Raw genomic sequence first — 26,452 nt, 5'->3', positions numbered from 1 at the left:
ATCCCTAACCTCAGCATTTGGCCTAGCGGCCAATTGAACGTGCAGTCTCGCACGATATCAGTCTAGTGATAACATGCCGTTTTGACTTGCAGTGAAGAATCTTTGGCCAATGGCTACTCGTTACTCTTCATTTGCATCTAGACCCAATCCGGATGGGTTAAATTTCTAATCCTGTTCTATCAATGCTAGTCATAGACGTGTTTCCAAGCAACGCAGGGCACAGTCTTGGCTTCAGAAAACGAGCTAGAGTGAATAATATTAACGTTTGTAAACCAACGTTTGTACACCTCTAGCGTCGATTCAGCAACTATGAGCAACTTAACCTTGACCACGCCTGCCCTTGCACCTCAGCAAGTTTTAGATGCGCTGAACTGGCGCTATGCCACCAAGCAGTTTGATCCCAACCAGCACATCCCGGATGATGTATGGCAGGTTCTAGAGCAGAGCCTGGTGCTCACTCCGTCCTCGTTTGGGCTCCAGCCTTGGAAATTTTTTGTGGTGCGGAATCCAGACCTACGCCAGCAAATCGTGCCGCACGCCTGGGGACAAACCCAAGTCGTTGATGCCTCTCATTTAGTTGTGTTGGCCATCAAAAAAGATATAGGTGCGGCTGATGTCGATCGCTATATTGAGCGGATGGCTGAGGTTCGCCAGACCTCGGTTGAAAGCCTGCAAAAGTTTGCCGATATGGTTAAAGGCTTCATCGCCGAACCGCCCTATCCGCTGGACATTAATCTCTGTGGGTCTAATTCCCCGTGGCTTGCCACGTTAGTGGTAGCGCGGGAGTGCGTCCCGAAGGGCAAATTCCGTAATGCCCCGTCCGCTTGCGGCGGGGATAGGAATTTGAGCGCCCCGCGAGATTTACTGCGTGGTCAACTCGTCAGGTCTATATTGCGCTGGGATTTTTAATGATGAATGCAGCCCTGATGGGAATTGACACCTGCCCGATGGAAGGGTTTAATCCCAGCAAAGTCGATGAAATTCTCGATTTGCCCGCTAAAGGCTACGCCTCGGTGGTGCTGTGCCCATTAGGTTATCGGGCTGATGATGACAAGTATGCAACGATGCCTAAGGTGCGGTTCCAAACTGAGGCCGTTGTGGACTATATCGACTAGAACCAGATCGATTAGAACCAGATCGAATAAGACCGTACCGACTCGAACAGCATCGACTCGAACAGCTTGAACAGCTTATGGTGCGACTTGAGCCAGCTCTAGCGCGGTTTTGCCATGCTGCCAGGCGCTGACGAAATTGCCCTGCATCAGAGCCGCGATCGCACTTAGACCTTGAATCTCGGCGGAATCCGGTTGCAGCCTGAGGGCAGCGTCTAGCGCCTGAGTAGCGGCACGGGGATGAAATCCGTACAGATTTACAAAGCCCAGATAGGCATGGGCGTAGGGATTATCGGCATCAAGCTGCACCACTCGTTCAAGCGCTGCGATCGCAGGTTCGACTTTGAGCTGTAGTGCAGTTGCCAGCGCCATACCGTAGGCATAGCCTAGGTTTTGGGGTTCCTGCTGTAGCCGATAGGCCAGAGTCTGTTCGGCATCAACCAGATAGTGTTGAATCGGGTCGTACACGTTAATTCGACCCAACTGGTCAAAAATGGGATCTAGAGCAACCTGCCCCAGCGCCAAATTGGGGGCCAGCGTCCGCAGTTGCGTCACCCAGTCAAGTTCCGGCGCATTGAGTGCGGGCGCATCAGCCCGTAGGGTAACAGTGGTCGCTGGGGTAGGAATCGCATAGGTTTCGCCCGTTTTGGGGTTCCAGTAGCTCGCTTGGAGTCGATACTGTCCCGGTGGTAAATCGGCAGGCGGCAAGGTGGCCGTCCGCTCGATCACGCTAAATATCTGATCCCGATCGATTTCGGCAGCAGCCAGCACCGTTTGCTGCGCCTGAATCGGTTTGGGATGCAGGCCGCCAAATCCTAAACCGTGATCGTGAATCCAACTCACGTTGGTTAGATTAGAGGACGTTGTATTCTGCCAGGTCAACAGCACCAATCCTTCACTTAAATGTCCCCACGAACCGATCCATTCGTACGTGATCGGCAACGGATCTCCCGGTGCAGCCTGATTCGGTACGGTCAAACGCTGGAGCTGAACGCGATGAGTATCCAGATGATTATCCAGGTCGGCATGTGGACTCATCAGGCGAGAAGGTGCGATCGCACTCGCGATCGCACTCGCACTCGCAATCTCACTGGCGCTTACACTGCCATTTCCAACAACAGTTAATGAAGCAGTCACTTGCGGCTCAATAGGCTGAACGTCAACCGTAAACGTTTGATGGCGATAGAGATCTATGCGATGACCATCCGGTAACGTCCAAGATCGCTGCTTCTGGAACAGTGGACTTTGACTGAGTATTCGAGTGGCTGGCTCCTCATTATGCTTCAACGGGAGAGAACGATGATTAGCAGACTGTAGATCCCAACTGAGAAACCAGGGTAGCGATCGCAGATCTTGATCGAGGTGGCGCTTGCTGTCGCCCATGCGACGGGCGTAGACGTGGAAGTTCTGGGCGTTGCCGTAGTAGGTCAGGTTATGCTGATTGATTTCCGCTGATGAAGGCAGCACGCCCAAATTGACCACTTGATAGGGCTGCGTCTGGTAGATTTCTTGAATAATTTCGGCATGGGGCCAACTGACATCATGCTGCGCTAGCGTATTTGTCTGGGGACTCAGCCAGCGTTCAACCCGCTGTCCCACCTGTCCACCGACGGGAAACATGCTCAGCAGCATTAATCCCAGCGCGCAGCCGACCGTTGCCCAGCGTACTGCCGACCAGCGCGACGGCCAGCGCGTCAAGCCATAGGCCAGTAGCACGGCAATCCCCGACAGGTAGGGCATCACATAGCGCGGATCTTTATTGAAAACTGCTGACCACAGCAGATAGGCTCCGACCATAAACGCCAGCAGCCAGCGCAGAGAACGACTCACTGGCGTCGCTTGATGGGTTTTACGAGCTGGTTGACTGGTTGCCGCAAAGTTTTCAGTAACAGGCTCCGCCACTTGAAACTGAGGACACCAGGGCAGCACCGCCAAAATGAGGCCCACCAGCGGCACAATTAGCAGCGGCCAAGACAAGACTCGCGGCAAATCCGCCCAGTAATACGTCCAGGCACCGAGCGTATGCAGCGGCGGATCGCCTTCGTTAATGGCAGACTGAACATTGGCATTCAGGACAGCGCTGATTTGGAAAAACCAGTTTGTACTTAGCCACGGCCAGATGACGAGCAGCATCAGCAGCAAGCTGAGGCCAATTTGCCCCAGACGTTCCCAGCGTCGCTGACGTAAATTGGCGACCATGACCCACAGCAGCGGCACGATGAAAAAGATCACTGCCGTTTGCTTCATCAGCATTCCCAGTCCTAAGCTGAGGCCAACTGCGATCGCAATCAGCCACTGTCCCCAACGGCGATCGGCATCTCGCCACAGGCTGAGCAGCCAAAAGCTGAGCGCTACTAGCGCCACCAGCGGATAGTCCATGAAATACTGTACCCGCTGGCTATAGAACTGCGGCAAGAGAAGACACAGACCAGCCGCCCATAGACCGACACGGGCACTGAATAAATGCCGCCCTAAACCGTAAACGCTACCCAGCAGGATTCCGGTATAAAGCGTATTGACCAAGACAGCCGCATCGGCACTTGTTCCAAAGATGATGCGAAAGGGAACGGTCGAGAGATAAAGCAGCGGCGGATATTTAGACGAGAGCGTCCACACACCGTCCCACCAGGCACGATCTAAGAGACGGGAATTGACCAATGTCCACCAGTAGTTCAATGAACCGATCAAGTGATCAGCCGGATCCCAGGAGGCAATAGATTGATCCCACTTTAGCCAGATCACGTCAATCAGGATGGCGAACAGCCAGAGGCCAATCAGACCAGTCCAGACGGCAGGAATGGGCAGGCGTTTCCAGACTCGGGGCGATCGCTGATAGGGTAGCTTGAATTGCAGTTTCATGAGTTGATCACCCTCAGCCTTTCGTCATCGGTTGGCATCGATATCGATAAAATCGATAGCCATCTACGCGCCGTGTTTCATTGGGAGCTGTAGGTTCGCAGTTGACATCGCGCAGATTAGCGCCACTATGGTAGTTCATCAGCCACAGATCAAAGGGACGCGGCAGCGTGGCGAGCGTTTCCTTGAGTTTGGGAGTGGGATTGTAGCAGGACAAATCATATCGGGACTGGCAGACAGAATGGTCAAGAATATACTGTGGTGATTGAATCGGCAAATTTCCCGAGCGTCGCTGGAGTTCTAGCGCAATACCCATCATGCGTCCGGTTTGACCGTGGGTTTGATGCGACATGGCCATCACCACCGGATCCTGAGACTGCTGTAACAGCGTATCCACCACCAAATCAGGCCGATGGGTTTTTTGGTAGCCAAAGTCCAGCGCCACCACCAGACTACCCACGATGCCCAAGAGCAGAACTACGACAGTCGTCCAGCGCTGCGATCGCACTATTCCCCCACCCGTCGTTTGCCAACCTGCGGCCAACGCCACGGCAAACAGTAAAATAGCAGCCGGATAATAGATAAAGTTGTAGCGAAAGCCATTGGTCAGGCTCATATTGAAGGCATAGGATAGAAACCACATCAGTGCGATCGCAGCCGCTAAGAAGCCCCCAGTGGCCCACAGGCTCGCCTGCGGCTGGGTTGATCGATGCAATTGGGCATACTGCCGCACGCCGTTGATCCAAACTCCGCCCAGCCAGATTAACAGCAGCAGCATGAGGCCAATCGAGCCAATTTCAACAGCTCTAGTCGTGCCCTGAATCGGCAGTAGAAAAAACATAGTGGCAACGCCCGCAACGGTTTCCAGCACGGGTTGCAGCCAGTCTAGACCGATGCGACCTTCAAGCCGATAGATCCACCAAGTCAGCTCATCGTCCTGCACGCTTTGAATTACGGGTAGCCAGACGGCACCGCTAATCGCTGTCCCTAGACCGACTGCAAACACGTGCCACCAGGGTGGACGGCTCCAGCTTCGCCAAAATTCGGATAGCTTATTCGATGGCTTTTCAGACATCGTTCCCAGACTGCGCCACAGAAAAAAGCCCAGCAGCACCATGCCCTGTGCCGTCACCACAAAAACAAAAAAGTAGTGGGTAGCAATGCCCAGGGCATTCAGTCCAATCCAGCTCAGAACCAGCCCCAGGTTGAGACGGGTGCGATCGCAAACGGCTCGGACTGCCTGCACAAAACAGCAGAGGGAGAGAGAACCCAGCATCGTCGGCAGCGTGTAGTGTCGTGCTTCCTGAGCGATGTAAATTCCAAACGGTGAAACCGCCATCAGCGCCGCCGCTAGCTGGGCAATCAGTACCGATTGAAATGTCACCCAGCCTAAAAGAAAAATAGCTGGAACAGTCAAAACCCCAAACAAAGCCGATAGCGATCGCGCAGCCCAGGTCAATACCCACGGATTCTCAATTGGAAAAAGCTTGAGCCACTCATGGGTCAATATGAAGTACAGTGGCGGATGGTTGCTTTCACTGAATAAATGATAGGTAACGGCCCCAACTCCGGTTAGCGGCAACGGTTGCAGCGGTGCTAGCAGTACGTCAGTACTGATTGGCTGATCCAGCGGAATGGTTTGAAAGCTATGTCCCAAGCCAAATACCAGCGTGGAAAACTCGTCCGTCCACAGCGTTTTTTGCGCCAAATGGGTGAAGCGCAGCACAAGTGCGATCGCACACCATAACAGCAGCAGTCCTGTCTGAAATCCGCGATGTTTTGCGATTGTCGTCAACCTACTGCCCCGCATAGAAATATGCCGTTTTAGTGTTCTATTTCGTTTTCTGGATAAATCTCGCAAGGCTTTACCCAGAAAACTGGCGCTGTCATAGTCCTACTTATCTTTAATCAGGAAGGACTCTGACACAAGCGTAATATCGTTTCCGTCAGCACCCAATACCTAGCACCTAGCATCCCAAGACCTACCACCCAGCACCCAAAACCCAGCTCCTAACTTCTAACACCCAAACTTTCCCCTCAACCCTTAATCAAACTGGTACCGAAAAATGGTGAAAGATTCGAGAAAATCAGATCAGCTGATGCAGATAATTGCCAATTTGTATCACACATAGCACCAAAATCATGAAACGATGATATATGGCTCCGCCGTACCTGGGCCAACTGCAGAATCTAGTCATGGGTTTATGACGTACTACATCGCACCTCGGTTTCTTGACAAAATCGCCGTTCACATCAGCAAAAGCTTTTTGGATTTGCCACGGGTAAAGGTTCCGCTCATTTTGGGCATTCATGGGCGGAAGGGAGAAGGAAAAACATTTCAGTGTGAACTGGCTTATCAGAAGCTGGGCGTTGAGGTCGTTCACATTTCGGGTGGTGAGTTAGAAAGTCCAGATGCTGGTGATCCTGCCCGTTTGGTTCGCTTGCGCTACCGGGAAGCAGCCGAGTTAATCCGAGTGCGGGGTAAGATGACCGTGCTGATGATCAATGATCTGGATGCAGGTGCAGGTCGCTTCGATTCAACGACGCAGTATACGGTCAACACCCAACTCGTCAACAACACGTTGATGAACATTGCCGATAATCCCACAAATGTGCAGCTACCCGGCAGCTACGACGAAAAACCAACTCATCGAGTACCGATCATTGTTACGGGGAACGACTTCTCAACCCTGTATGCGCCACTGATTCGCGATGGCCGGATGGAGAAGTTTTACTGGGAACCGAACCGTGACGACAAAATCGGCATTGTCAACGGCATTTTTGAGCCGGATGGATTAGGCCAAAACGACATTATGACGCTGGTTGATACGTTTATTGACCAGTCAGTTGACTTCTTCGGCGCATTGCGATCGCGCATTTACGACGATCTGGTGCGTCAATTCATCAACCAGACTGGGTTCGAAAATCTGTCGATGCGGCTGGTCAACAGCCCAGACGGAAAGCCCAAGCTCCCTCAACCAGACTTCCGGCTCAATCACCTGCTGGAAGCAGGACAGGAAATGGTAGCCGAGCAGCGACGGGTACGGGAAATGCGGCTGGTACGGGAATATAACGAAGTACTTCAGCAGGGACGTGGACGCGATTTCACGATTGAGCAAGATTCAACATCGCAACCGATGCGATCCAATGGGCACCAGTCAGTTCGTCGCTCATCCGACCATCCATCGAACTACGCATCTGGGAACTCAACCCACGCTCAATCACCTTCATCTCCATCATCATCCCCAAAGAAACCGACTCAGCACAAGAGCAACGGACATGGTTTTGATGGAGCCCAACTTGATGCCGCAACTGTGCAGCAGGTTGAACAGCTACTCACCCAAGGGCATCGCGTGGGCCTAGAATATGCCGATCAGCGCCGATTCCGCTCAAATTCTTGGCACAGTTGCGCATCATTGTCTTCAAGTGACCCGACCGAAGCCTTACAGGTGATGGAGCAGTGTTTGATTGATCATCCAGCCGACTATGTGCGCATGATTGGAATTGATTCAACCAACAAACGGCGCATTCTTGAAAAAATCATCCAGCGCCCGTAGAGCAGACCTTGCGTGAAGTCTGATAAAAAAACATGTCTAGTATTTGTGAAACGCTTGCTTCGCAAGCGTTTCACAAATATTTTATTATGCAAGACCTTATGTAAGGCTCTACTACGAACCAACGTCCGCTAATTAAAGACAGAAGAATTAAAATCTGAAGCGGTTACTGGATTAGATCCTGTGGCATCTTCAACCTGATCCATGTTCAGCACATGATGATTAAGGGCGTCATGATCCGGATCAAATAAGGATACCGTTCCGTTTTGAGCGGGAATCCAAACTTGAGTAATAAACCTGTAGAATTGCTGCATCAACTCCGGATTGCGCCAGCCCCGATCAGTTTCGGCCTGCATCATCTCTAGCGCTTCTTGAGGTGAATAAGCTGACTTATAGGGACGTTCATTGGTTAGCGCGTCAAAGATGTCTGTCATTTGAAACACCTGCGCCAAATAGGGAATCTCTTCGCCTTCTAAACCATGGGGATAGCCCGAACCATCCCAGCGTTCGTGGTGACACTGAATAATCGGTACAACGCCGCGCATGGTTCGCAGCGGCTGACAGATATTGACCCCAATTTGTACATGCTGCTGCATGATCGTCCATTCTTCTGGGGTAAAGCCACCCATTTTGAGCAAAATGGCATCGGGAATACCAACTTTGCCAATGTCATGCAGATAAGCGCCCCAGTTCAAGTCCCGCATTTCAGCGCGGGACAATCCCAGGTATTGACCAAACGCTTGCCCCAGCTTTTTTAACCGTTCGCAGTGGTCACCCGTATTCGGATCGCGGCTTTCAACCGTCCGTGCTATTGAGAATAAAACTTGCTCAGCATGGTCTAGATCTTCGTTGAGCCGCTTTTGCCGAACTAGAGATTTGACCCGAGCCGAGAGTTCAAGCTGATCAAACGGTTTGGTCAAAAAGTCATCACCGCCCACTTCAATGCCTTTGAGTCTGGCCCTACGATCGTTGAGCGCTGTGACAAACACAATTGGAATTAAACGGGTTTGCTCGTCTTGTTTGAGCCGACGGCACACTTCGAAGCCGTCAATACCGGGCATCATTACGTCGAGCAAAATCAAGTCTGGCTTAAATACAGCAACACACTCCAGGGCAGCAATCCCGCTGTCTGCTTCCATGACTTCGTGCCCTTCAACTGAGAGCAGCGCCACTGCGGTCATCCGGCTGGAGGGATGATCATCAACCACTAAGATTCTAGATTGATCGAGGTTACAAGAATCCACCGAGAAAGACCTCTTCGTCGTGTCAGCTAACATGGCAAAGACCCACTGTGCAGAAATGACGACCTTCGCTGACTGGACTAGATATTGAACATCTTGTCGTCTATAGCTTCCTTTTTTAAGGTTGCCCATCATGAGCAATTAATAACGCATCAACGCGCTACTCCCACTCTAATGCTTCACGATATCGCCAAATTCCAGAAAAAATTAATAATTTACCATTTAAACACTCAGAGGTTGACTATTTTAGCGGTCAGTAAAAACTGAGGCGTAAGCGCGATCGCACATCTGACGGTGTGCTATTTCGTACCGAACAAGCGATCGCCTGCATCTCCCAGTCCTGGAAGAATATAGCCGTGGTCATCGAGCTTATCATCAATGGCTGCGGTATAAACGGGAACATCAGGATGGTTTTCGTGGAAGTGCTGAATACCTTCTGGCGCAGCCAGTAAGCAGAGGAATTTAATTGAGTGGGGATTGGTTTCTTTCAGACGATACACGGCTGCGATCGCAGAATTTCCCGTCGCCAGCATGGGGTCAACCACAACCATATCTCGCTCTTCTACATCATGGGGCAGCTTCAGGTAATACTCCACGGCAATCAGCGTTTTCGGGTCACGATAGAGACCAATGTGTCCCACACGCGCCGAGGGAATCAGTTCTAAAATGCCGTCTAAGATACCCTGTCCTGCCCTCATAATCGAAATAATCACCATTTTCTTTTCAGCGGCTAACACTGGAGCGTTCATGGTAGCCAGTGGCGTCTCGATTTGCTCATAGCGCAGGGGAAAATCGCGGGTTACTTCGTAAGCCATCAGCAGGCTAATTTCCCGTAGAAGCTGCCGAAATTTGGCAGTGCTGGTTTCGGCTCGGCGCATCAGGGTCAGCTTGTGCTGAATCAATGGATGATCGATGACATGAACTTGAGGGGTCGGCTCGGTGGGCTGGATCAAGCTGGGGCACTCCTGGATTCAAACGGCACGACTTGATTATCTGCGATCGCATAGGCTGCCGTATAGGGAGACAGCGACACATTGTAGCCACCTGTAAATTCTCCGAAAGCCGGCAAAATCAGACAATGACTGCGCCAGTCCACGTAGAAACAGGGCAATCGAATCTGATCCAGGCGAGACTTGAGCCGCAGGCAGGGATGAACGTGACCACAGAGGGTAAATTGATGGGCTTCAGGTTTGTGAGAGGATTCTAGAGGCTGGTGGCTGAGGATTAAACTATCAAACTGGATGGCATCGGTAAAATAGTGCCAATCCTGATCAGATATCTGTGACGAAAGCTGAGCCATTAGCTTACGGTCATGATTCCCCACCACCAGCACAACATTGGCTGATACAGTCGCCAAAAACTCCTGCCACGGATCAATTACTTCATCGACTAAAGCAAACTGGGAATGAAACAGGTCGCCCAGGATAAATAAATTTTCAGCCTGAGTGCGATCGCAAACCTCTCTTAATCGCCGCAGCGTCGCTAAATTCACGTCACTCGCAATCGGCAAACCAAAAGCTTGAAACGTTTCAGCTTTGCCTAAATGCACATCAGCTACAAATAGCGTACGAGTCGTCACCATATACGCCGCTTTTTCCGGCAGCAATTGAAGCTGAGTATTGGCAACAGTGAGCGTAACCGAAACAGTCATATCTTTTGTTCAGCGGAAAAACGTAAGAGCGGAGGCGGATTTGGACAACCTGTTTTGGAATAACTCATTTTGCCCCACTTCCCCAACTTTGAATGACGTTAATCATCAATCAATCCACCCTCATAACTCTCTATCGTCCTGCCTCACGTCTGCTCACACTGGACTTCAGCTCATTCCCTATGACAAGTTCCACAAATTAGTTGTTGCTATGGGCGAGCATATGAAATAATAGCTATTTGTGTCCATTTCTCTGAAGACTTAAATTTACCGCTATGGCAAAGGGCATTCGCATTATTATTACGTTGGAGTGTACCGAGTGTCGCTCGAACACCAACAAGCGTTCTCCTGGTGTCTCTCGCTACACCACAACCAAGAACCGTCGGAATACAACGGGTCGGCTAGAGCTGAAAAAGTTCTGCTCCCACTGTAACAAGCACACGGTTCACAAAGAGACGAAATAGCCTGTACAGGCTACGTTCATCGCTCTAATCTTTTGTTGTTTTGAATTGGATTTTTACTGCTGAGACTATGGCCTACTACCGTCGCCGCCTTTCCCCAATCAAACCCGATGAGCCGATCGACTACAAAGATGTCGATCTGTTGCGCAAGTTCATCACTGAGCGTGGCAAAATTCTGCCCCGCCGCATTACAGGTCTAACCGCTAAGCAGCAGCGCGAGTTGACTCGTGCAATCAAGCGGGCACGGACTCTGGCGCTTCTCCCCTTTGTGAACAAAGAAGGTTAAGTTTGAGTAGATACTGTAGGTATTTTTTAGATATCTACTCAGATATCTACTCAATTCGAGTTTCGATAGAGCGCCGATATATTTTCGATATAGCGGCTGTACTCTAAACGGATCGAATAAACCGATCGAAAATGGATCGAATCCGATCGAAGGCTATCGATCCGAGATCGATCAAAGATAAGCGCATGAAATAAAGCGCATGAGCTGGTTAGACGTTAGAGATTTGGGAGCAGCGGGTACTTGTGGAGAAGGGAACGCTGGTTGAATTTCGGCTACAGGGAAATCGTCACCTGGCAGTTGTAGATCGACCTGCTGATAAAAAAGGGAAGAACTGGATTGTGATTGATGAGCGAGGGCAATCCCATACGCTGCATCCTCGCCAAGTCACCTATGCGATCGCAGGTCAAACCTTCTCTCCCGCTGATATTCCCGAATTTTGCCAATCAGTTGATCCCTATCTCGATCCATCGAGTCTAGAGGTTGCCTGGGAACTGCTCAGCGAAGAAGGCGAATCCGCCGATGCGTCAGAAATGGCGCTCCTGCTATTTTCAGAGCAAACTTCTGCCCAATGCTATGCGGCTCACTGCTTGCTTTCAGAAGACAAGATTTTTTTCAAGCAAAAGGCCGACCGCTACGAACCGCGATCTCAAACTCAAGTGGCCGAACTGCAGCATCAGCTTGAGGTGGAAGCTCAGCGGCAGCAGGATTGGCAGCTTTTCCTAGAACGAATTCGAGCCGCTTTAGCGGGAGAGTCGGTAGAATGGCAACAAAGCGACCAACTGTGGTTGGAAGCATTAGAGCGATTTGCCATTCTAGGTGATGAAGCGAATCATCGCGCACCAGCTCTGGATGTTTTAGCTGAACTGGATTATTCCAAGTCAGCCGAATCTGCTTTTCAGCTACTGGTCGATTTAGGACGGTGGAGTCCGCACGAAAACCTTTCACTTCGCCGCAGTCAGCTTCCGACTCAGTTTCCCCCCAAGGTATATGAGATGGTGCAGCAATGCTTGGCCTCCCCACCGCCTGATCCCGATCCGCAACGTCTAGATTTAACTCATCTCAAAACCTTTACCGTTGACGATGAAAGCACCCGCGAAATCGATGACGGTTTAAGCCTGGAATTTTTGGAAGATGGACGTCAGCGGTTGTGGATCCACATTGCCGATCCAACCCGCTGGCTGACTCCCGGTGATGACCTTGATTTGGAAGCTCGTCGCCGCTGCACGACGCTGTATCTGCCAACTGGAATGATCCCAATGTTTCCCTCCGAGCTGGCGACGGGGCCGATGAGTCTGGTGCAGGGGAAAGAGTGCTGTGCGCTCAGCTTTGGCGTGATTTTGGATGAAGCGGGTGCGATCGCAGATTACAGCATTCAAACCAGCATCGTAAAACCCACCTATCGGCTGACCTACGAGGACGTAGACGAAATTTTGCAACTGGGTGTGCGAGCCGAACCGGAGCTAGAGGCGCTATCCAACTGGGCCACTCAGCGTCAGTCGTGGCGGGGAACCCAAGGCGCGATTAGCATCCGCATGCCGGAGACGTCCATTAAAGTGGACTCCGATGATGAAATTAGCATTGAGCTACTCGATAATTCTCCTGCTCGTCAGCTAGTCGCCGAAATGATGATCTTGGCCGGAGAAGCGGCAGCTAGCTATGCCCAGGAACATCAGATCCCAATTCCATTTCGCAATCAGCCCCAGCCGGAGCTACCTTCGGAAGAAGAACTCATGCTGTTGCCAGCGGGCATCGTGCGCGACTGCGCCATTCGTCGCTGTATGACTCGCAGTGAAACGAGCCTCGTTCCGTCCCGTCACGCGACACTGGGCTTAGACCCCTACACGCAGGTAACATCACCCATTCGCCGCTACACCGACCTGCTGACCCATTTCCAAATCAAGGCCCATCTGCGGGGCGAGACACTACCCTTTGCCGCTGAAGAAATGCAGGAACTTCTCCAGGGTGTGGGCGCAGGCACGTATGAAGCTGTCCTGGTAGAACGCCAGACCAAGCGCTACTGGTCGCTGGAATTTCTGCGGCGCTATGCGGATCAAACCTGGGCAGCGATGATGCTGCGCTGGCTGCGGGAGCATGAGGGACTGGCCATCGTCATGCTGGAGGAACTCGGTCTAGAGCTGATTATGCGCTTTGATCGCCCAGTTGAACCGGGTGAGCATCTGCACGTCAAGGTGAACTATGCCAATCCCCGGCAGGATGTGATTCAGCTCCACGAAGTTGAAAACAGCCTTTCTCAAGCGACAGCGTGAGTTGAGTTATAAGTTTTGAGTTATAAGTTTTGAGTGCTGAGTGTTCTTTACAGCCTTTACAGCCCTAAAAACGGTGCGTTTCGCTTCGCTCCAACACACCCTACACTCAAAAGTAAATCTCGCGGGGCGCTCAAATTCCTATCCCCGCCGCAAGCGGACGGGGCATTACGGAATTTGCCCTTCGGGACGCACTCCCGCGCTACCACTAACGTGGCAAGCCACGGGGAATTAGACCCACAGAGATTAAAAACGCCTCACGCCTCACGTCTTACCTTGATTAGCCATAGTTCAGGGAACTGGTATCGTATGGGTCGCCCAAAGGTTTTCATTACTCGCCGCTTGCCGACTGATTTGGCGGAGTTGAATGCGATCGCAGATGTGGAAACTTGGCCAGAACGTCAGCCTCCATCGGCTGAGGTTTTACAGGAAAAAGTAGCTGCAATCGACGGGCTGCTCTGTTTATTGACAGACCCCATTGATCAAGCGCTCTTGGCTGAGGCTCCCAATCTGCGGGTGATTAGCCAGATGGCGGTGGGCTATGACAATATTGACGTTGCGGCGGCCACGGCACGACAAATCCCAGTCGGGCATACTCCGGGCGTGCTGACCGATGCCACGGCTGATTTTACCTGGGCGCTGCTGATGGCGACGGCGCGGCGCGTGGTGGAGGCGGATCGCTTTACGCGATCGGGTCAGTGGCAAACCTGGGAACCAGACTTGCTGCTGGGTGCCGATGTCGCTGGCGCAACGCTGGGGCTGATCGGTCTAGGTCGAATTGGTCAAGCTGTAGCCCGACGCGCTAAAGGCTTCGATATGACAATTCTCTACACCAGTCGTCATCGCCTTTCCACCGAACAAGAGACCGAATTGAGCGTGCAGTATGCTGAATTAGATGACCTGCTTCAGCAAGCCGATTTTGTCTCGCTGCATGTGCCGCTGACGACAGACACGACGCATCTGATCTGCGATCGCGAATTTGATCTGATGCAGTCCACAGCGATTCTAATCAACACCGCACGGGGAGCCGTGATCGATTCGGCGGCACTACATCGAGCCTTGAGCCAGGGAAAAATTGCCGCTGCTGCAATTGACGTGACGGAACCGGAACCGATTCCAATGGATAGCCCGCTGCTGAATCTAGAAAATCTGATTATTGCACCCCACATTGGCAGCGCTAGTCGCCAAACCCGTAAGAAAATGGCCGACATTGCGATCGCAAATCTGATCGCAGGCTTACAGGGCAACCGCCTACCCCACTGCGTCAACCCAGAAGTTTATAGCGATAGCTAGATTGGTTAGAGTGTTTTGCGGCGCGGCGTTGCTGCGCCGCAAAACACTTTTAATCTCTGTGGGTCTAATTCCCCGTGGCTTGCCACGTTAGTGGTAGCGCGGGAGTGCGTCCCGAAGGGCAAATTCCGTAATGCCCCGTCCGCTTGCGGCGGGGATAGGAATTTGAGCGCCCCGCGAGATTTACTCTCTGTGGGTCTAATTCCCCGTGGCTTGCCACGTTAGTGGTAGCGCGGGAGTGCGTCCCGAAGGGCAAATTCCGTAATGCCCCGTCCGCTTGCGGCGGGGATAGGAATTTGAGCGCCCCGCGAGATTTACTCCTAATATCACTGACTGACAATCCCCGACCACTGCACCTTCTTCTGCTGACTGCGCCGATAAGAAAAGAAGTGATCCGGCTGCTGATAGGTGCAAAAGGGTGCGATCGCAATTTGTTCCGGCTGTAGTCCAAGCTGTTCAAGCTGCAAGGCGTTGACGCGACGAACATCCAGCCGCACTTTGTCCGGTTCTGAGTCAGGCAAAATGGGTGCATTGTCCAAGGTCATCAGTTCAGCTAGCGGATCGTCCGATGTCGCCACAGTTGTGCCTACTTTTGCCGCAACATCGGTAGACACCTGGTAGACATCACCTGCGATCGCAGGCCCCATTGCCACCAATAAATTCTCAATTTGACTGCCCTGTTCCTGTAGGCGCTGAATCGCCTGGGGCACAATACGCTGCGCCGTACCGCGCCAGCCTGCATGAACCGCTGAGACTTGATTCGTTACCGTGTCGGCAATCAGCACCGGAGTACAGTCCGCCGAGCAGACCCACACCGCCTGATTCGCTACTTCGGTTAACATCCCATCGGCCTGAGCGTAGGGTACTAGCTCGGTTTGATTTGTCGAACCGTTCTGAACCTGAGCGCGATTGGATTCAGCCACCTGGTACTGCTCCACTTCTGATGGCGTGAGCACATCGCAACCGTGAACTTGTTTAATCCGATACACTTGCGCTTCCGGCTGGAGTGCCGCAATGAGCTGATCCGGCACCTGCGGCCAAAACTGCTGTGTAAAAAAGCCGTGCGACCAGCAAGCCAGTAAGCTACAAGTCAGATAGGGCTGATTTTGCCAATATTGCCAATGCCAGGTATGCATGCGATCGCGGTTTATGGTTAGGTACTTGCCAGGTCTACGAATTAACCTGTTAAATTGATTCACAAACTTTTATCGTACTGATTTTATCGCCCTAATAAGATTTGTCACATTCATACATCTCACATCGCCTTCACCCCAAACTCCTCTACCTGCCTGTGCAGGGGCGAATAGCCATTCGCCCCTACGGGGAATGGAATGACTAAAGAGGTTGAGGAGGGGCGTTGTGTATAACCCTATCAGCACTCCAACAGCCGCTCTTGATAGACATTGACCTGATTCACCAATTTCTTCGAGCAGAACCCCAAGACCTTGGCCTCCCGGCTGACTATCGCCTGCGACCGCAGTTTACACTGCATAGCTTTGACGAACTAGATTCCACCAGTCAAACCCTGTGGCAGTTGGCCAAAGCAGGTAGCGGGGCTGGAACTGCCGTGATTGCTGCTCGGCAACGAGCCGGACGAGGACAGCGGGGCCACACCTGGCAGTCGGAAGCGGGTGGACTGTACCTCTCGGTTTTGCTGGAGCCAGATATTGCGATCGCAGATGGTACGTTACTGACGTTCTGCACCGCTTGGGGCTTGGCAGACGTGCTGCAGCGGCTGGCCATTCCAGTTGAGCTGAAATGGCCCAATGATTTAGTCATCGGGAAGCAGAAGCTGGGCGGCATTCTGACGGAAACCCGCAGCACCCAGAACCTGATCACTCAGGCAGTCGTCGGCGTGGGACTAAACTGGCATAATTCTGTGCCGGATACGGCGATAACACTACAGGACGTACTGATTAATCAGTCCGAACCCCAAATTCACAGCTTGGAGCAGTTAACTGCGATCGCACTGCGCGGCATTTTCTATGGCTATCAGTGCTGGCAGCAGCGCGGCACGGATTGGCTGATGACAGCTTATCAGAGTCGTTTGCGCTCAATGCACCAAACCGTTGAAATTAACGGGCACTCCGGCACGGTGATTGGCGTCTTACCCACGGGGGAACTCCAGATTCGTCTGAACCCGTCTCCCGATTTGCCCCAAAATCCGTCTCAGGATCAATTTCAGACGCTGGATCAGTCAGGCGAATCCACTATAATCTTGAGGGAGCCTGGGGCAATCCGGTTGGGATACTGTTAGGCTATATCGATGTGGTGTTGATGATGTTGCGGAACTTGCTCATGTTTTCATCTATTCGCTCTCAGCGCATATCGCTGGTGATTCTACAAAGCATTGGCTGTTTGGGAATCCTGGGATTTCTAAGTGCAGGTACGGTAACGGCTCAAGAATCGGTTCCCGGTGCGGCTGACCTGCTACAGTCTGCTCCCGCTCCGGTTCCTGCCCCAGAACCTCCCGCTGCGGCACCCGCGCCAGCGCCAGCACCTGCCGTTGAATCTGCGCCAGCTCCAGTCGTCGTCGAAATTGCACCTACGGCACCCGCACCCAGCCCTGCGGCTGAAGCACCAGCACCTGCGGCCCCTGTTGCCACTGAAGCGTCTCCGGCTGAACCAGCAGCGGCCTCTACACCCGCTGCGGATCCAGAAGTCTTCCCGAATCGTGGCGACCTACCAATCAGTTCTGGAGACGTTTTTATTGACCCGACCGATTACAGCATTGGGGCAACGACTCGCACTGGCCCCAGTGCTGTAGTTCTGTCTGAGCGCTCTACGGGTTGTCAGCGGGTTGTGGCTAGCGGTCAAGCGATTCCGTCTAGTATCTGCCAGGCTCCGGCTCGATCGGCTGCGATCGCACAATCTCCCTCCTCAGGCGGTGGCTATCGTACTGCCGCCTACAGCCGTCAAGGCGGCACGGGTCTAGGCGTCGTTAGCAATGTCACGGGCCAAACCACCGCTGCTGCTCGTGAGTATTACAACCGGGGTGCCCGCGTACTCAACCGTTTACGCAAGGGCGAGTATGAGTTTGTCTTTCCGCTAACGATTCCGGCTCCGATTACGTCGGCGTTTGGCTGGCGGATTCACCCCATTTCAGGCGGACAGCGCTTCCATGCTGGCACGGATATTGGTGCGCCGATGGGTACGCCCGTGGTTGCGGCTCAGGCAGGTCGAGTTGTCGTTTCCAATGTGCTGCGGGGCTATGGCCTGACGGTAGTAATGGATCACTTTGAGGTGGACGACAGCGTCGATCCGAAAGATTTAGACAGCACTAAGGTACAGGCCCAAGGCCAAACGCTCTATGCCCACATGTCTCAGCTATTGGTTGAACCGGGTGAATGGGTTGAGCAGGGTGAAGTGATCGGTCTGGTTGGCAGCACCGGCAATTCCACTGGTCCCCACCTCCACTTTGAGCTGAAGCAGTTTACGGCAGATGGCTGGGTACTGGTTGATCCAGGCCAGGTTTTAGAGTACACCCTGGCGCAGCTAGTAGAGACGCTACGGTTAGCTGAAGCAAATGCTCAAGCAGAAGCACAGGCAAGGGAGGGCGCAAGCTAGCAAAACGCTGGGACGAACCCAAACATCATTACTTATGTTTAACGCTATGTAGCTGAAGAGGAGGTGCGATCGCACCTCCTCTTTTGTGATATCAAACTGTAACACACGACTTGATAATTTACGAGCAGAGGAAAAACCAGTTAGGCAATCGCGGTTTTTAAGTCGGCATGAGCACCTCCATAATTTGGGCAACGGACTGACCCTGAGCGAAGAGTCCCTGCGTCATCGTCGCAAACCTGCGGGCACTGTCCCAGTGCAATGCGTCCATCAACAAAAAACGGGGACGATCACTCAGCTCAGCGGTTTCATGGACATGACCAGCCGCTTGCGACCGTACTTTTCCAACCGCACGGTCTTGCTGAAGGCCCAAATCGTTCGTTGCTGACCATTGCGGCAGGTCACAACCTTGGGCACAAAACTCTCAGGATGCTCACGGCCTAACGTCTGAGCCACAACATCGACCCGCTGCCAGTGCCCATGCCAGAGAATTTAAGCGAGAGCTTTCAATTTCGCTCACCCAGTGCTTACCAGAGGCTTCAATCAACTCCGTTAGCGGTCGCGACAGGACGCCACAATCGAAGGCATAATCCGCCTGCGGGAACGCTCCCTCGGCTTCCAACTGGCGCACGATATCCACTGCCATTTCAGTCCGTTTGCGATAGGCTAAGCGGTTCTTCTGATAGTGCAGCAGCTCTTCTAGTCATAGCTTTGAAAGCTCTTTTGGATGGTCTGAGGAATCCCAACTAGAGGCAGCATCGGCAGTTCTCCTCTCCTATTGATGCTGGTTTTTCCAACATCTACCTTCTTAACTATTATCCTCTCCTAAGAACATTCCAAGTCGTGTATTCCAGGCTGTTTCGGCATCTGCGATCGCTTGATCAACGGTTTTTTGATCGAGCATCGCGGCTTGCAGGTTCTCGTAGATAATCTGCTGGAGGTCTTTGATCCCTTCGGTGGCTGGAATCAACACCTCGGCTTCGGTCATCTGCTGAGCGCTGACGGAGCGAGCTTTAGTGACAGGTGACGACTCATCCGGTTCGGTAAAGTAGGGATCAGAGAGCGCTTTGGTCGTTGAGGGCAGGACGTTGGCAGCTTTGGCAAATTCGAGCTGATTTTCGTCATTGGTGACAAACAGCGCAAAGTCTACCGCCGCATCGGGTGCATCTGAGCCGCTGGGAACGACGAGATTCATCACCGCCACGTTTTTCTTGCCCGTTTCACCCGTAACCTGGGGCGCACTGGCGGACACTTCGGCGATCGTGGGCGCGTTAGTGGCAATGGTATTTAAAAATTCTGCCCCAGAGGACAAAATCGCCAGTTCTCCAGCCTGATACAGCTCAATCGCGCGGCGATGGCCCTGAGTGAGCACTTCGCGCGGCAGGAGGTCGTTCTTAAATAAATCCGTCCAGTACTGGAAGACGGCTTTACCCTCTGGCGTATTGAAGGCCGCCTGACCGGATTCATCGAGCAGCGGCACGCCCATTTGAATAAAGGATTGCAGCACCTCTGCTGAATCTTGCGGCACGAAAGTGACAAAGAAGGCGTATTTACCTGTTTCGTCTTTCACCGCTTGAGCAACCGTGGCAAGCTCCTCGTAAGTCTGCGGCGGTTCGCTGATGCCAGCCTGTTGCAACAGCTCGGTATTGTAAATGCTGACGCCTGTGGTCAGATACCAAGGAATGGCAAAGGTTGAGCCGTTGAGTGTGCTGGCCTGCCAAATTTTGGGCAGATAGGCGTCCTTTGCCTCTGTCGGAACTTTGTCGTCTAGAGAAAGCCAAGCATTGCGGCTAGCCAACTGGGAGGCAAAATCTGGATTGAGGTTGACCACATCGGGCACATCACCTGCGGTGACTGCTGCCAGAATCTTGCTCTGCATGTCAGCCCAAGGCACATCCACCCAGCGCACGGTCGTGCCGGGATGTTCCGCCTCATACTCCGAAATCAGCGTATTGAAATAGTCGGTAAATTTGGGCTGGAGCTGCATTGTCCAGAATTCGATTTCCTGCTGACCATCTGCCGCATCGGAATCTGCCGATGGCGAACTACAGCTGACCAGCCAGCTTAGGCCAAGGCCGATCAGCGCCAGGACTGCCCAACGCAGCCATTTTGCTCGTATGATTTGCCCGTTCCCCATAATTAACGCTTATCCTTCCTGAACGTTCACATTGACCGCAGCGGCAGCCGTAGTGGCTCGTTGCCGTGCCTCATCTACTGTATCTCCCAGCGCTAGGGCAACTCCCATACGCCGATTAGGATTGCAGTTGGGTTTACCAAAAATGCGCAACTTACTAGTTGGCACCCGTAATGCCTCCTCCAATCCTGTATAGTAAGGCGCTTCGCTGGTTTCTGTCGCCAGAATCACTGCTGATGCACCGGGCTGGATCAGGTCAATCGAGCCAATCGGCAAACCTGCGATCGCACGTACATGCAGCTCAAATTCTGACATGTTCTGGCTCACCATGGTCACCATGCCTGTGTCATGAGGTCGGGGACTCACTTCACTAAAGTAAACGGTCTGCTCAGTATCTGGTGCTCCCGCAAGAAACAGCTCCACACCGAAAATGCCCCAGCCACCCAGGGCATCCGTTACCTGACACGCCATTTCCTGACAGGTTTCCAGCGTCTTAGGATTCAATGCGCAGGGCTGCCACGATTCGCGATAGTCGCCATCGACTTGTAAGTGACCAATTGGGGGGCAGAAAAATGTACCGTCTTTAGCCCGCACCGTGAGCAGCGTAATTTCGGTATCAAACTCAATAAAGCCTTCGACGATCACTCGCTGATTTTTGCCGCGTCCTTTTGTTTGGGCATTGCTCCAGCCTGTGGGAATATCCGCCTCGGTTCGCAGCGTAGACTGGCCTTTGCCAGAGGAACTCATAATCGGCTTCACCACGCAGGGTAAACCCAGCTCTTGGACAGCCTGCTGATACTCTGCTTCGGTTCCAGCAAAGCGATAGGGTGAAGTGCGTAACCTTAGTTCTTCGGCAGCCAGTTGACGGATGCCCTCACGATTCATGGTCAATCGGGTCGCTTTGGCGGTGGGGATAACGTTCCAGCCTTCCTGTTCCAGTTCGATCAGCGTGTCAGTTGCGATCGCTTCGATTTCGGGCACAATCATCGTCGGTTTTTCGTGTTCAATTAACCAGCGAACTTTGGCCCCATCCAGCATATCGACGACGTGACTACGATGGGCAACCTGCATGGCCGGAGCATTGGCATAGCGATCAGCGGCAATCACTTCAATGCCCAGCCGCATCGCTTCAATTGCTACTTCACGCCCCAGTTCTCCCGAACCTAATAACAACAGGCGCTGCGCTTGGGGAGCCAGCGGTGTGCCCCATTGCTCTGCTGTATGCACAGTTAATTTCGCCGTCATGGATGTATCCGACCTTACCGTTTAGTTACCGTCCCTATCATGCCTCAGGAGTTTCAACCTTGGATCGATTCGCTCCTGGATATCACGGAATGCTTACTGTTTTCAGTGTTCGCCTCTATCGGACATTCATCAACTTTTTTTAACGTGTTTGAGCGGTGACACTGGCTGGAGCGTGATGCCTTCGGGATGATCTGCTGTTAGCGTTCCAGATAGATACACTTTCTTTCCGACAGGTGCGATCGCAACTGGTAGCCAACAAAAAATATAGCCAATAAAAAAGCACCCCTCGCATTGCGAGGAGCGCTTTTCGCTATTCATTCAAGCACGAATGCACTGGGTGCAATTAGCCGTTGATGGCAGGTGCTTGTAGAGCCACAGGCTCAGCCTCAACAGATGCCAGGTCGAGCGGGAAGTTGTGAGCATTGCGCTCGTGCATCACTTCCATACCCAGGTTCGCCCGGTTGATCACATCCGCCCAGGTGCCAATCACGCGACCCTGTGAGTCGATGATCGACTGGTTGAAGTTGAAGCCGTTCAGGTTGAACGCCATCGTGCTGATGCCCAACGCGGTGAACCAGATGCCCACTACAGGCCATGCCGCTAGGAAGAAGTGCAAGGAACGGCTGTTGTTGAAGCTGGCATATTGGAAGATGAGACGACCGAAGTAGCCGTGCGCTGCCACGATGTTGTAGGTCTCTTCTTCTTGACCGAACTTGTAGCCGTAGTTCTGAGACTCGGTCTCAGTGGTCTCACGCACCAGAGAGCTGGTTACCAAAGAACCGTGCATGGCGGAGAACAAGCTGCCGCCGAAGACGCCTGCCACACCCAGCATGTGGAAGGGGTGCATCAAGATGTTGTGCTCTGCTTGGAACACGAACATGAAGTTGAAGGTACCCGAGATTCCCAGAGGCATACCATCAGAGAAGGAGCCTTGGCCCAAGGGGTAGATCAAGAAGACTGCAGATGCGGCTGCAACGGGTGCAGAGTATGCCACTGCAATCCAAGGACGCATGCCCAGACGGTAAGAGAGTTCCCACTCACGACCCATGTAGCAGAAGACGCCAATGAGGAAGTGGAAAATAACCAACTGGTACGGGCCACCGTTGTACAACCACTCATCAAGGGAAGCGGCTTCCCAGATGGGGTAGAAGTGCAGACCGATAGCATTAGAGGAAGGAACAACAGCACCGGAGATGATGTTGTTGCCGTACATCAGGGAGCCAGCTACGGGCTCACGGATGCCGTCGATGTCGACGGGGGGTGCTGCAATAAATGCAATCACGAAGCAGGTGGTCGCGGTTAAGAGGGTGGGGATCATCAACACGCCGAACCAGCCTACATAGAGGCGGTTGTCGGTGCTGGTCACCCACTGACAGAACCGCTCCCACAGGTTGGCGCTAGTGCGCTGCTGGAGAGTAGTAGTCATAGTTATGAATGAGTCCTACGTTATGTATTGTCTTGGTTCAAAGAACAGCTTATTGCCGTTCTTGAGCCTATATTAAGAGATGTATCCTAATTTTGTAAAGCGATTTTAAGGTTTTTCTCATAATCGATACATTTGCCGATGGAGATGAGGTTACCAAACTCTGCCCGCTGAAAGGCTGAAAAATCAGTCGTTTGGAGGTTAACCGGGGGGCCACTGCATAAAACGTCCACCTAAAATATGCAGGTGCAGATGATCGACCGTTTGGCCACCGTCTTTACCATTGTTAATAACTATCCGATAGCCATCGGTTAATCCGGCTGCTGCGGCAACTTGTTTGACCGTCATCAGTAAATGGCCAAGTAAGGCTTGATCATCCGGTTCGGCTTCCGAAACGCGGGGAATTTGCTTTTTCGGAATGACCAAGATGTGAACAGGCGCTTGGGGATTAATGTCTTTGAAAGCAAGCACCTGATCATCTTCATAGACGATGTCTGCCGGTATCTCGCGCTGAATAATCTTGTCAAAAATAGTACTCATAGCAAGTCTCAGATTGTGTTGCCAGCACTGTAACGCTATGTTTCTTGCGAAACAAGAGGTATCAGATACGAAATTTTTATTGTCTAAATGAGTCAGTGGATGGATGAGCAGAATTAACGCTGGCGTTCCTCAATGGCTTCGATTTTGCGTTCAAACTTGGCCAGGAGTGCTCTGACTTCGACCTGAATGTCGCTGTGCCGGGCGATGCCTTCATACTGGTAGCGGTTGAAATTTCGTTCTTCCACAACCTCAGCCGTATATTCGACGCGATCATCCGTCAGGGGGTGGGTGGACAGCCAACTGAAGACCGGGCTGTCTTCCTCCTGCTCGTAGAGAGTCACCATTAGATTGTGTAAACCATCGGCGGCATAACCCGCACTGGCCAGAATTTGAGTGCCCAGGACGTCGGCCTGTCGCTCCATGTCGCGGCTGTAGCCCATGATCAGCAAGTCCGCAATTGTGCCACCAAAGGGTAAATATTGGGCCAAGCTGGCGGTCAAGTTGCCTTCCGTTACGATCTGGAAACCGTGCGATAGAACGGTATGAGCCAGCTCATGGGCCAGTAGACCCGCGAGTTCCGCTTCTGACTCTGTTTCTGCGATCGCACCTGCGTTGACGAAAATTTTGCCGCCAGGTAACGCAAAGGCATTCAGGCGATCATCAAGGACAACTTCAAATTCATATTCAAATTCATCCCGACCTGCCACCTGAGCGAGTCGCTGTCCAATGTCATCCACATAGGCGACAATTTCTGGATCGTGAACCAAGGGCAGTTGCCGCCGCGCTTGATTGGCTACCTGCTCCCCAATCTGTTCTTCTCCTTGTAAGAGGGCAACGGCTGAGCTGACGCCAGAGATGGGCGCAAAGATATTGCCTGTGACCACGGCGCTGATCGTGCCTGTGATCACATTTGCGATCGCGCTTCCCCACTGGTTCGTCCGCGCTGCCGATTTGAATTCATCTAAATACTCATTGGCCATCCAGCGGAACTTTTTGGCCTCTGGCACCGATTGATTGAGCAGAGCAAACTGTCGAGCTGCGATTGACGCTTCCATCCACTGCTCCTGCTCCGCTAAAGCCTGGGCATGAGCGCGAATCAAACTCGGTTCATTGGGATACAGCGCTACGGCCTGATCCAGTACGGTCGATGCTTCTTCCGTCTGCTCATACTGCTGGAGCGCCTCTGCGAGCTGAATATGCCCTGGAATAAACTCCGGATACTGTTCAACCAAAAGCCGTAGCGGAATTAGCGATCGTGTTTCTAAACCCGCTTCTAGACCCATCAGTCCTTCCCGCCAGTAGACCTGCGCGGCAGGTGCGATCGCATTTGGATCATATAAAGCTAATGGTTGTTGAATTGCCTCACCGCGTCCTTTCCATAGGGGATCTTTAGCCTGTCGATAAAGCTTTTCAGCCGCTTCAATATTGCCGGACAAGTAGAGTGCATCCGCCTGCATCAGCAACTCGCGCCGCTGCTGTTCTTCTGGGGTTAACTCATCGGCCTCCGCTTGCACAGAATCCGTGGGTTCGCTCTCTTCCTCAGAATCGGCAGTGGTAGCCTCCTCATATCCTGGGTCACCATCGGGTTCACTGCTGGTTGCTTCGTCTGTCGCTGCTGGATTGGGATCTGAATCAGTGCTAGCTTCACTACTGGATTCTGTAGCATCGGGATCTATTGAATCTACAGACGGTTCTACAGAGGGTTCTACAGCGTCTGAATCGATAGCTGCATCACCTTCTACATCATCTACATCAACTGATTCCGTTGCATCTGTTGCATCTATATCTACAATGGTTTCTACAGCAGTAGATTCTGTAGATTCTGCACCAGCCTCTATCTCTGCAAGTTCGATACTAGTCAGTTCTGCATAGATGGATCCTGCATGAATAGATTCTGCATCGATAACCTCTGCATGGAGATTGGTATTTGTCAGCTCTGTATTTGTCAGCTCTAGATAAGAGTTCAACTCTACAGAATCTGAGTAGGTGAATTCTGGATTTGTCTGAGGATCAACGGCTTCGACAACCTTGGCTTGACCTGCCGTCGGCAATAACACACACAATCCAATTGGTAATAGGCTGCCAACCGTATTGAACCATCGCAGCCAGTGCATCGACATGTTGGGCATCTTAAATATCCAAAATCGGCTATGGACGAGGCAAAAATACGCTGAGAGAAATTATGAGAAGTGATGAGAAGAGAAATGGGTTAGTAGACTTGCCTATCTTATGCAAAGTTCCTGGCAAAGTTCCTCAAATATTCTGGCAATTTATAGCTCGATGTTGTGTTGCTAAATGTATTGCAAGTTGAACTTCAATTAAGCTATTTCGTTAAGTTTAATGACGGATCATAGAAAACTCATAATGTAAAGCTGCAGCATCGCGGCAGGTTGGTATGACAGACCTCATGCAGAGAGCAATAGCCAGATCGACAGTTGGGTTAAGTGCCTTTTAAAGGGCCTTATTTCCTCCGATAGATTAAGTCAACATAACAGACGCTATAAGTTTGGACGAGAGTTATGAGCGATCGCACTTATGCTGTCAGAGCGGGTATCTTCTTCTACATCATCTTTTCCTCGACACCAGCCCGAAGTTGGCCAACTGATCCGTGATTTGCGGCAGATCACCGGACAGACTCAAGAGCAGTTTGCTAAGGTTTTAGGAGTGAGCTTTAGCACCTTGAACCGCTGGGAAAACGGGCATATGCAACCCTCTCCACTGGCGTTGCGACAAGTGGAAGCGGTTTTAGATCAGTTGGGTCAATCCTCCGATCAGGCCATGTCAGAAGGCAGCAAGGCTTTTTTAGAAAAATATCGGGGTATCAGTAGCTGATG

Annotated in this window: 24 protein-coding genes; 10 read left to right on the top strand and 14 right to left on the bottom strand. The window is 52.1% G+C overall.

The genetic code is table 11. The features are described 5' to 3' along the window. Nucleotides 1-309: 309 nt before the first annotated feature. Both AC286M_RS19585 and AC286M_RS19580 read left to right on the top strand, forming a co-directional pair. On the top strand, nt 310-909 hold the full coding sequence (locus AC286M_RS19585; protein WP_488205990.1) for a nitroreductase family protein: 600 nt from the start codon (nt 310-312) through the stop codon (nt 907-909). Continuing rightward, nucleotides 909-1,115 (top strand): nitroreductase family protein, encoded by a 207-nt coding sequence (locus AC286M_RS19580; protein WP_488205989.1) that lies wholly within the window; start codon nt 909-911, stop codon nt 1,113-1,115. The genes AC286M_RS19585 and AC286M_RS19580 overlap by 1 nt, the downstream gene beginning before the upstream one ends. Nucleotides 1,116-1,190: 75 nt before the next feature. Here the strand turns inward: AC286M_RS19580 and AC286M_RS19575 are convergent, their stop codons facing one another. Together AC286M_RS19575 and AC286M_RS19570 are read right to left on the bottom strand one after the other, a co-directional pair. Next, nucleotides 1,191-3,971, bottom strand: coding sequence for a glycosyltransferase family 39 protein (locus tag AC286M_RS19575; RefSeq protein ID WP_488205988.1), 2,781 nt, complete (start codon nt 3,969-3,971; stop codon nt 1,191-1,193). 13 nt (nt 3,972-3,984) lie between these two features. Next, on the bottom strand, nt 3,985-5,778 hold the full coding sequence (locus AC286M_RS19570) for a glycosyltransferase family 39 protein (RefSeq protein ID WP_488205987.1): 1,794 nt from the start codon (nt 5,776-5,778) through the stop codon (nt 3,985-3,987). A gap of 340 nt (nt 5,779-6,118) precedes the next feature. On the opposite strand from AC286M_RS19570, the gene AC286M_RS19565 reads away from it, so the two are divergent. After that, nucleotides 6,119-7,525 carry a RuBisCO small subunit-like domain-containing protein gene (locus AC286M_RS19565; protein ID WP_488205986.1) on the top strand — a complete coding sequence of 469 codons (1,407 nt, stop codon included), beginning with the start codon at nt 6,119-6,121 and terminating at the stop codon, nt 7,523-7,525. Between the two features lie 128 nt (nt 7,526-7,653). Here the strand turns inward: AC286M_RS19565 and AC286M_RS19560 are convergent, their stop codons facing one another. From AC286M_RS19560 to pdeM, 3 genes are all read right to left on the bottom strand, one after another. After that, on the bottom strand, nt 7,654-8,766 hold the full coding sequence (locus AC286M_RS19560; RefSeq protein WP_488205985.1) for an HD domain-containing phosphohydrolase: 1,113 nt from the start codon (nt 8,764-8,766) through the stop codon (nt 7,654-7,656). Nucleotides 8,767-9,062: 296 nt separating this feature from the next. Then, nucleotides 9,063-9,716, bottom strand: a complete 654-nt coding sequence (gene upp / locus AC286M_RS19555) for a uracil phosphoribosyltransferase (protein WP_488205984.1) — start codon at nt 9,714-9,716, stop codon at nt 9,063-9,065. Then, complete coding sequence (gene pdeM, locus AC286M_RS19550; RefSeq protein ID WP_488205983.1) at nt 9,713-10,414, bottom strand: ligase-associated DNA damage response endonuclease PdeM; 702 nt, start codon at nt 10,412-10,414, stop codon at nt 9,713-9,715. The genes upp and pdeM overlap by 4 nt, the downstream gene beginning before the upstream one ends. A 272-nt stretch (nt 10,415-10,686) precedes the next feature. Between pdeM and rpmG the strand changes: the two genes are divergently transcribed. The 4 genes from rpmG (at nt 10,687) to AC286M_RS19530 (ending at nt 14,715) form a co-directional block, all read left to right on the top strand. Further along, on the top strand, nt 10,687-10,875 hold the full coding sequence (gene rpmG, locus AC286M_RS19545; protein WP_488205982.1) for a 50S ribosomal protein L33: 189 nt from the start codon (nt 10,687-10,689) through the stop codon (nt 10,873-10,875). A 67-nt stretch (nt 10,876-10,942) separates the two neighbouring features. Beyond that, nucleotides 10,943-11,158: a 30S ribosomal protein S18 gene (gene rpsR, locus AC286M_RS19540; protein WP_488205981.1), complete on the top strand. Its 216-nt coding sequence runs from the start codon at nt 10,943-10,945 to the stop codon at nt 11,156-11,158. 242 nt (nt 11,159-11,400) lie between these two features. Then, nucleotides 11,401-13,425, top strand: coding sequence for a ribonuclease catalytic domain-containing protein (locus tag AC286M_RS19535; RefSeq protein ID WP_488205980.1), 2,025 nt, complete (start codon nt 11,401-11,403; stop codon nt 13,423-13,425). 306 nt (nt 13,426-13,731) lie between these two features. Then, on the top strand, nt 13,732-14,715 hold the full coding sequence (locus AC286M_RS19530; protein ID WP_488205979.1) for a 2-hydroxyacid dehydrogenase: 984 nt from the start codon (nt 13,732-13,734) through the stop codon (nt 14,713-14,715). 323 nt (nt 14,716-15,038) lie between these two features. Here the strand turns inward: AC286M_RS19530 and pgeF are convergent, their stop codons facing one another. After that, entirely contained in the window at nt 15,039-15,848 is an 810-nt protein-coding gene (pgeF, locus tag AC286M_RS19525) for a peptidoglycan editing factor PgeF (RefSeq protein ID WP_488205978.1), read from the bottom strand. A gap of 221 nt (nt 15,849-16,069) precedes the next feature. Here pgeF and AC286M_RS19520 point away from each other — a divergent pair, with 221 nt between their 5' ends. Together AC286M_RS19520 and AC286M_RS19515 are read left to right on the top strand one after the other, a co-directional pair. Then, a complete protein-coding gene (locus AC286M_RS19520; protein WP_488205977.1) occupies nt 16,070-16,969 on the top strand; it encodes a biotin--[acetyl-CoA-carboxylase] ligase in 900 nt (299 codons plus the stop codon). Nucleotides 16,970-17,010: 41 nt separating this feature from the next. Further along, nucleotides 17,011-18,279, top strand: coding sequence for a M23 family metallopeptidase (locus AC286M_RS19515; RefSeq protein ID WP_488205976.1), 1,269 nt, complete (start codon nt 17,011-17,013; stop codon nt 18,277-18,279). A 291-nt stretch (nt 18,280-18,570) separates the two neighbouring features. On the opposite strand, the gene AC286M_RS19510 is transcribed toward AC286M_RS19515, so the two are convergent. The 8 genes from AC286M_RS19510 to AC286M_RS19475 form a co-directional block, all read right to left on the bottom strand. After that, a complete protein-coding gene (locus tag AC286M_RS19510) occupies nt 18,571-18,732 on the bottom strand; it encodes a hypothetical protein (protein WP_488205975.1) in 162 nt (53 codons plus the stop codon). Next, nucleotides 18,710-18,922 (bottom strand): hypothetical protein, encoded by a 213-nt coding sequence (locus tag AC286M_RS19505; RefSeq protein WP_488205974.1) that lies wholly within the window; start codon nt 18,920-18,922, stop codon nt 18,710-18,712. Before AC286M_RS19505 ends, AC286M_RS19510 begins: the two co-directional genes overlap by 23 nt. A gap of 162 nt (nt 18,923-19,084) precedes the next feature. Beyond that, nucleotides 19,085-20,413 (bottom strand): ABC transporter substrate-binding protein, encoded by a 1,329-nt coding sequence (locus AC286M_RS19500; protein ID WP_488205973.1) that lies wholly within the window; start codon nt 20,411-20,413, stop codon nt 19,085-19,087. 9 nt (nt 20,414-20,422) lie between these two features. Continuing rightward, nucleotides 20,423-21,655, bottom strand: coding sequence for a formate-dependent phosphoribosylglycinamide formyltransferase (gene purT / locus AC286M_RS19495; protein WP_488205972.1), 1,233 nt, complete (start codon nt 21,653-21,655; stop codon nt 20,423-20,425). A gap of 129 nt (nt 21,656-21,784) precedes the next feature. Continuing rightward, a complete protein-coding gene (locus tag AC286M_RS19490) occupies nt 21,785-21,973 on the bottom strand; it encodes a hypothetical protein (RefSeq protein ID WP_488205971.1) in 189 nt (62 codons plus the stop codon). Nucleotides 21,974-21,998: 25 nt separating this feature from the next. Beyond that, nucleotides 21,999-23,081: a photosystem II reaction center subunit D1 gene (gene psbA, locus AC286M_RS19485; protein WP_488205970.1), complete on the bottom strand. Its 1,083-nt coding sequence runs from the start codon at nt 23,079-23,081 to the stop codon at nt 21,999-22,001. Nucleotides 23,082-23,279: 198 nt separating this feature from the next. Continuing rightward, nucleotides 23,280-23,618 (bottom strand): histidine triad nucleotide-binding protein, encoded by a 339-nt coding sequence (locus AC286M_RS19480; protein ID WP_488205969.1) that lies wholly within the window; start codon nt 23,616-23,618, stop codon nt 23,280-23,282. 113 nt (nt 23,619-23,731) lie between these two features. Next, a complete protein-coding gene (locus AC286M_RS19475; protein WP_488205968.1) occupies nt 23,732-25,747 on the bottom strand; it encodes a M48 family metallopeptidase in 2,016 nt (671 codons plus the stop codon). Nucleotides 25,748-26,153: 406 nt separating this feature from the next. On the opposite strand from AC286M_RS19475, the gene AC286M_RS19470 reads away from it, so the two are divergent. Then, nucleotides 26,154-26,450: a helix-turn-helix domain-containing protein gene (locus AC286M_RS19470; RefSeq protein WP_488205967.1), complete on the top strand. Its 297-nt coding sequence runs from the start codon at nt 26,154-26,156 to the stop codon at nt 26,448-26,450. Nucleotides 26,451-26,452: the final 2 nt, after the last annotated feature.

The sequence above is a fragment of the Thainema salinarum CENA647 genome, assembly GCF_057732415.1.
The sequence above is the reverse complement of the archived record's forward strand: the minus strand, read 5'-3'. Positions and strand labels throughout refer to the sequence as shown.

Bases quoted from the DNA above. Each gene is read 5' to 3' on its own strand.
- psbA (WP_488205970.1), bottom strand. From the start codon at position 23,081: ATGACTACTACTCTCCAGCAGCGCACTAGCGCCAACCTGTGGGAGCGG.
- rpmG (WP_488205982.1), top strand. From the start codon at position 10,687: ATGGCAAAGGGCATTCGCATTATTATTACGTTGGAGTGTACCGAGTGT.
- AC286M_RS19480 (WP_488205969.1), bottom strand. From the start codon at position 23,618: ATGAGTACTATTTTTGACAAGATTATTCAGCGCGAGATACCGGCAGAC.
- AC286M_RS19515 (WP_488205976.1), top strand. From the start codon at position 17,011: ATGTTTTCATCTATTCGCTCTCAGCGCATATCGCTGGTGATTCTACAA.
- pgeF (WP_488205978.1), bottom strand. From the start codon at position 15,848: ATGCATACCTGGCATTGGCAATATTGGCAAAATCAGCCCTATCTGACT.
- AC286M_RS19575 (WP_488205988.1), bottom strand. From the start codon at position 3,971: ATGAAACTGCAATTCAAGCTACCCTATCAGCGATCGCCCCGAGTCTGG.
- AC286M_RS19475 (WP_488205968.1), bottom strand. From the start codon at position 25,747: ATGCCCAACATGTCGATGCACTGGCTGCGATGGTTCAATACGGTTGGC.
- rpsR (WP_488205981.1), top strand. From the start codon at position 10,943: ATGGCCTACTACCGTCGCCGCCTTTCCCCAATCAAACCCGATGAGCCG.
- purT (WP_488205972.1), bottom strand. From the start codon at position 21,655: ATGACGGCGAAATTAACTGTGCATACAGCAGAGCAATGGGGCACACCG.
- AC286M_RS19580 (WP_488205989.1), top strand. From the start codon at position 909: ATGATGAATGCAGCCCTGATGGGAATTGACACCTGCCCGATGGAAGGG.
- AC286M_RS19505 (WP_488205974.1), bottom strand. From the start codon at position 18,922: ATGGCAGTGGATATCGTGCGCCAGTTGGAAGCCGAGGGAGCGTTCCCG.
- AC286M_RS19490 (WP_488205971.1), bottom strand. From the start codon at position 21,973: ATGAATAGCGAAAAGCGCTCCTCGCAATGCGAGGGGTGCTTTTTTATT.
- AC286M_RS19500 (WP_488205973.1), bottom strand. From the start codon at position 20,413: ATGGGGAACGGGCAAATCATACGAGCAAAATGGCTGCGTTGGGCAGTC.
- pdeM (WP_488205983.1), bottom strand. From the start codon at position 10,414: ATGACTGTTTCGGTTACGCTCACTGTTGCCAATACTCAGCTTCAATTG.
- AC286M_RS19565 (WP_488205986.1), top strand. From the start codon at position 6,119: ATGATATATGGCTCCGCCGTACCTGGGCCAACTGCAGAATCTAGTCAT.
- AC286M_RS19570 (WP_488205987.1), bottom strand. From the start codon at position 5,778: ATGCGGGGCAGTAGGTTGACGACAATCGCAAAACATCGCGGATTTCAG.
- AC286M_RS19585 (WP_488205990.1), top strand. From the start codon at position 310: ATGAGCAACTTAACCTTGACCACGCCTGCCCTTGCACCTCAGCAAGTT.
- AC286M_RS19530 (WP_488205979.1), top strand. From the start codon at position 13,732: ATGGGTCGCCCAAAGGTTTTCATTACTCGCCGCTTGCCGACTGATTTG.
- AC286M_RS19470 (WP_488205967.1), top strand. From the start codon at position 26,154: ATGCTGTCAGAGCGGGTATCTTCTTCTACATCATCTTTTCCTCGACAC.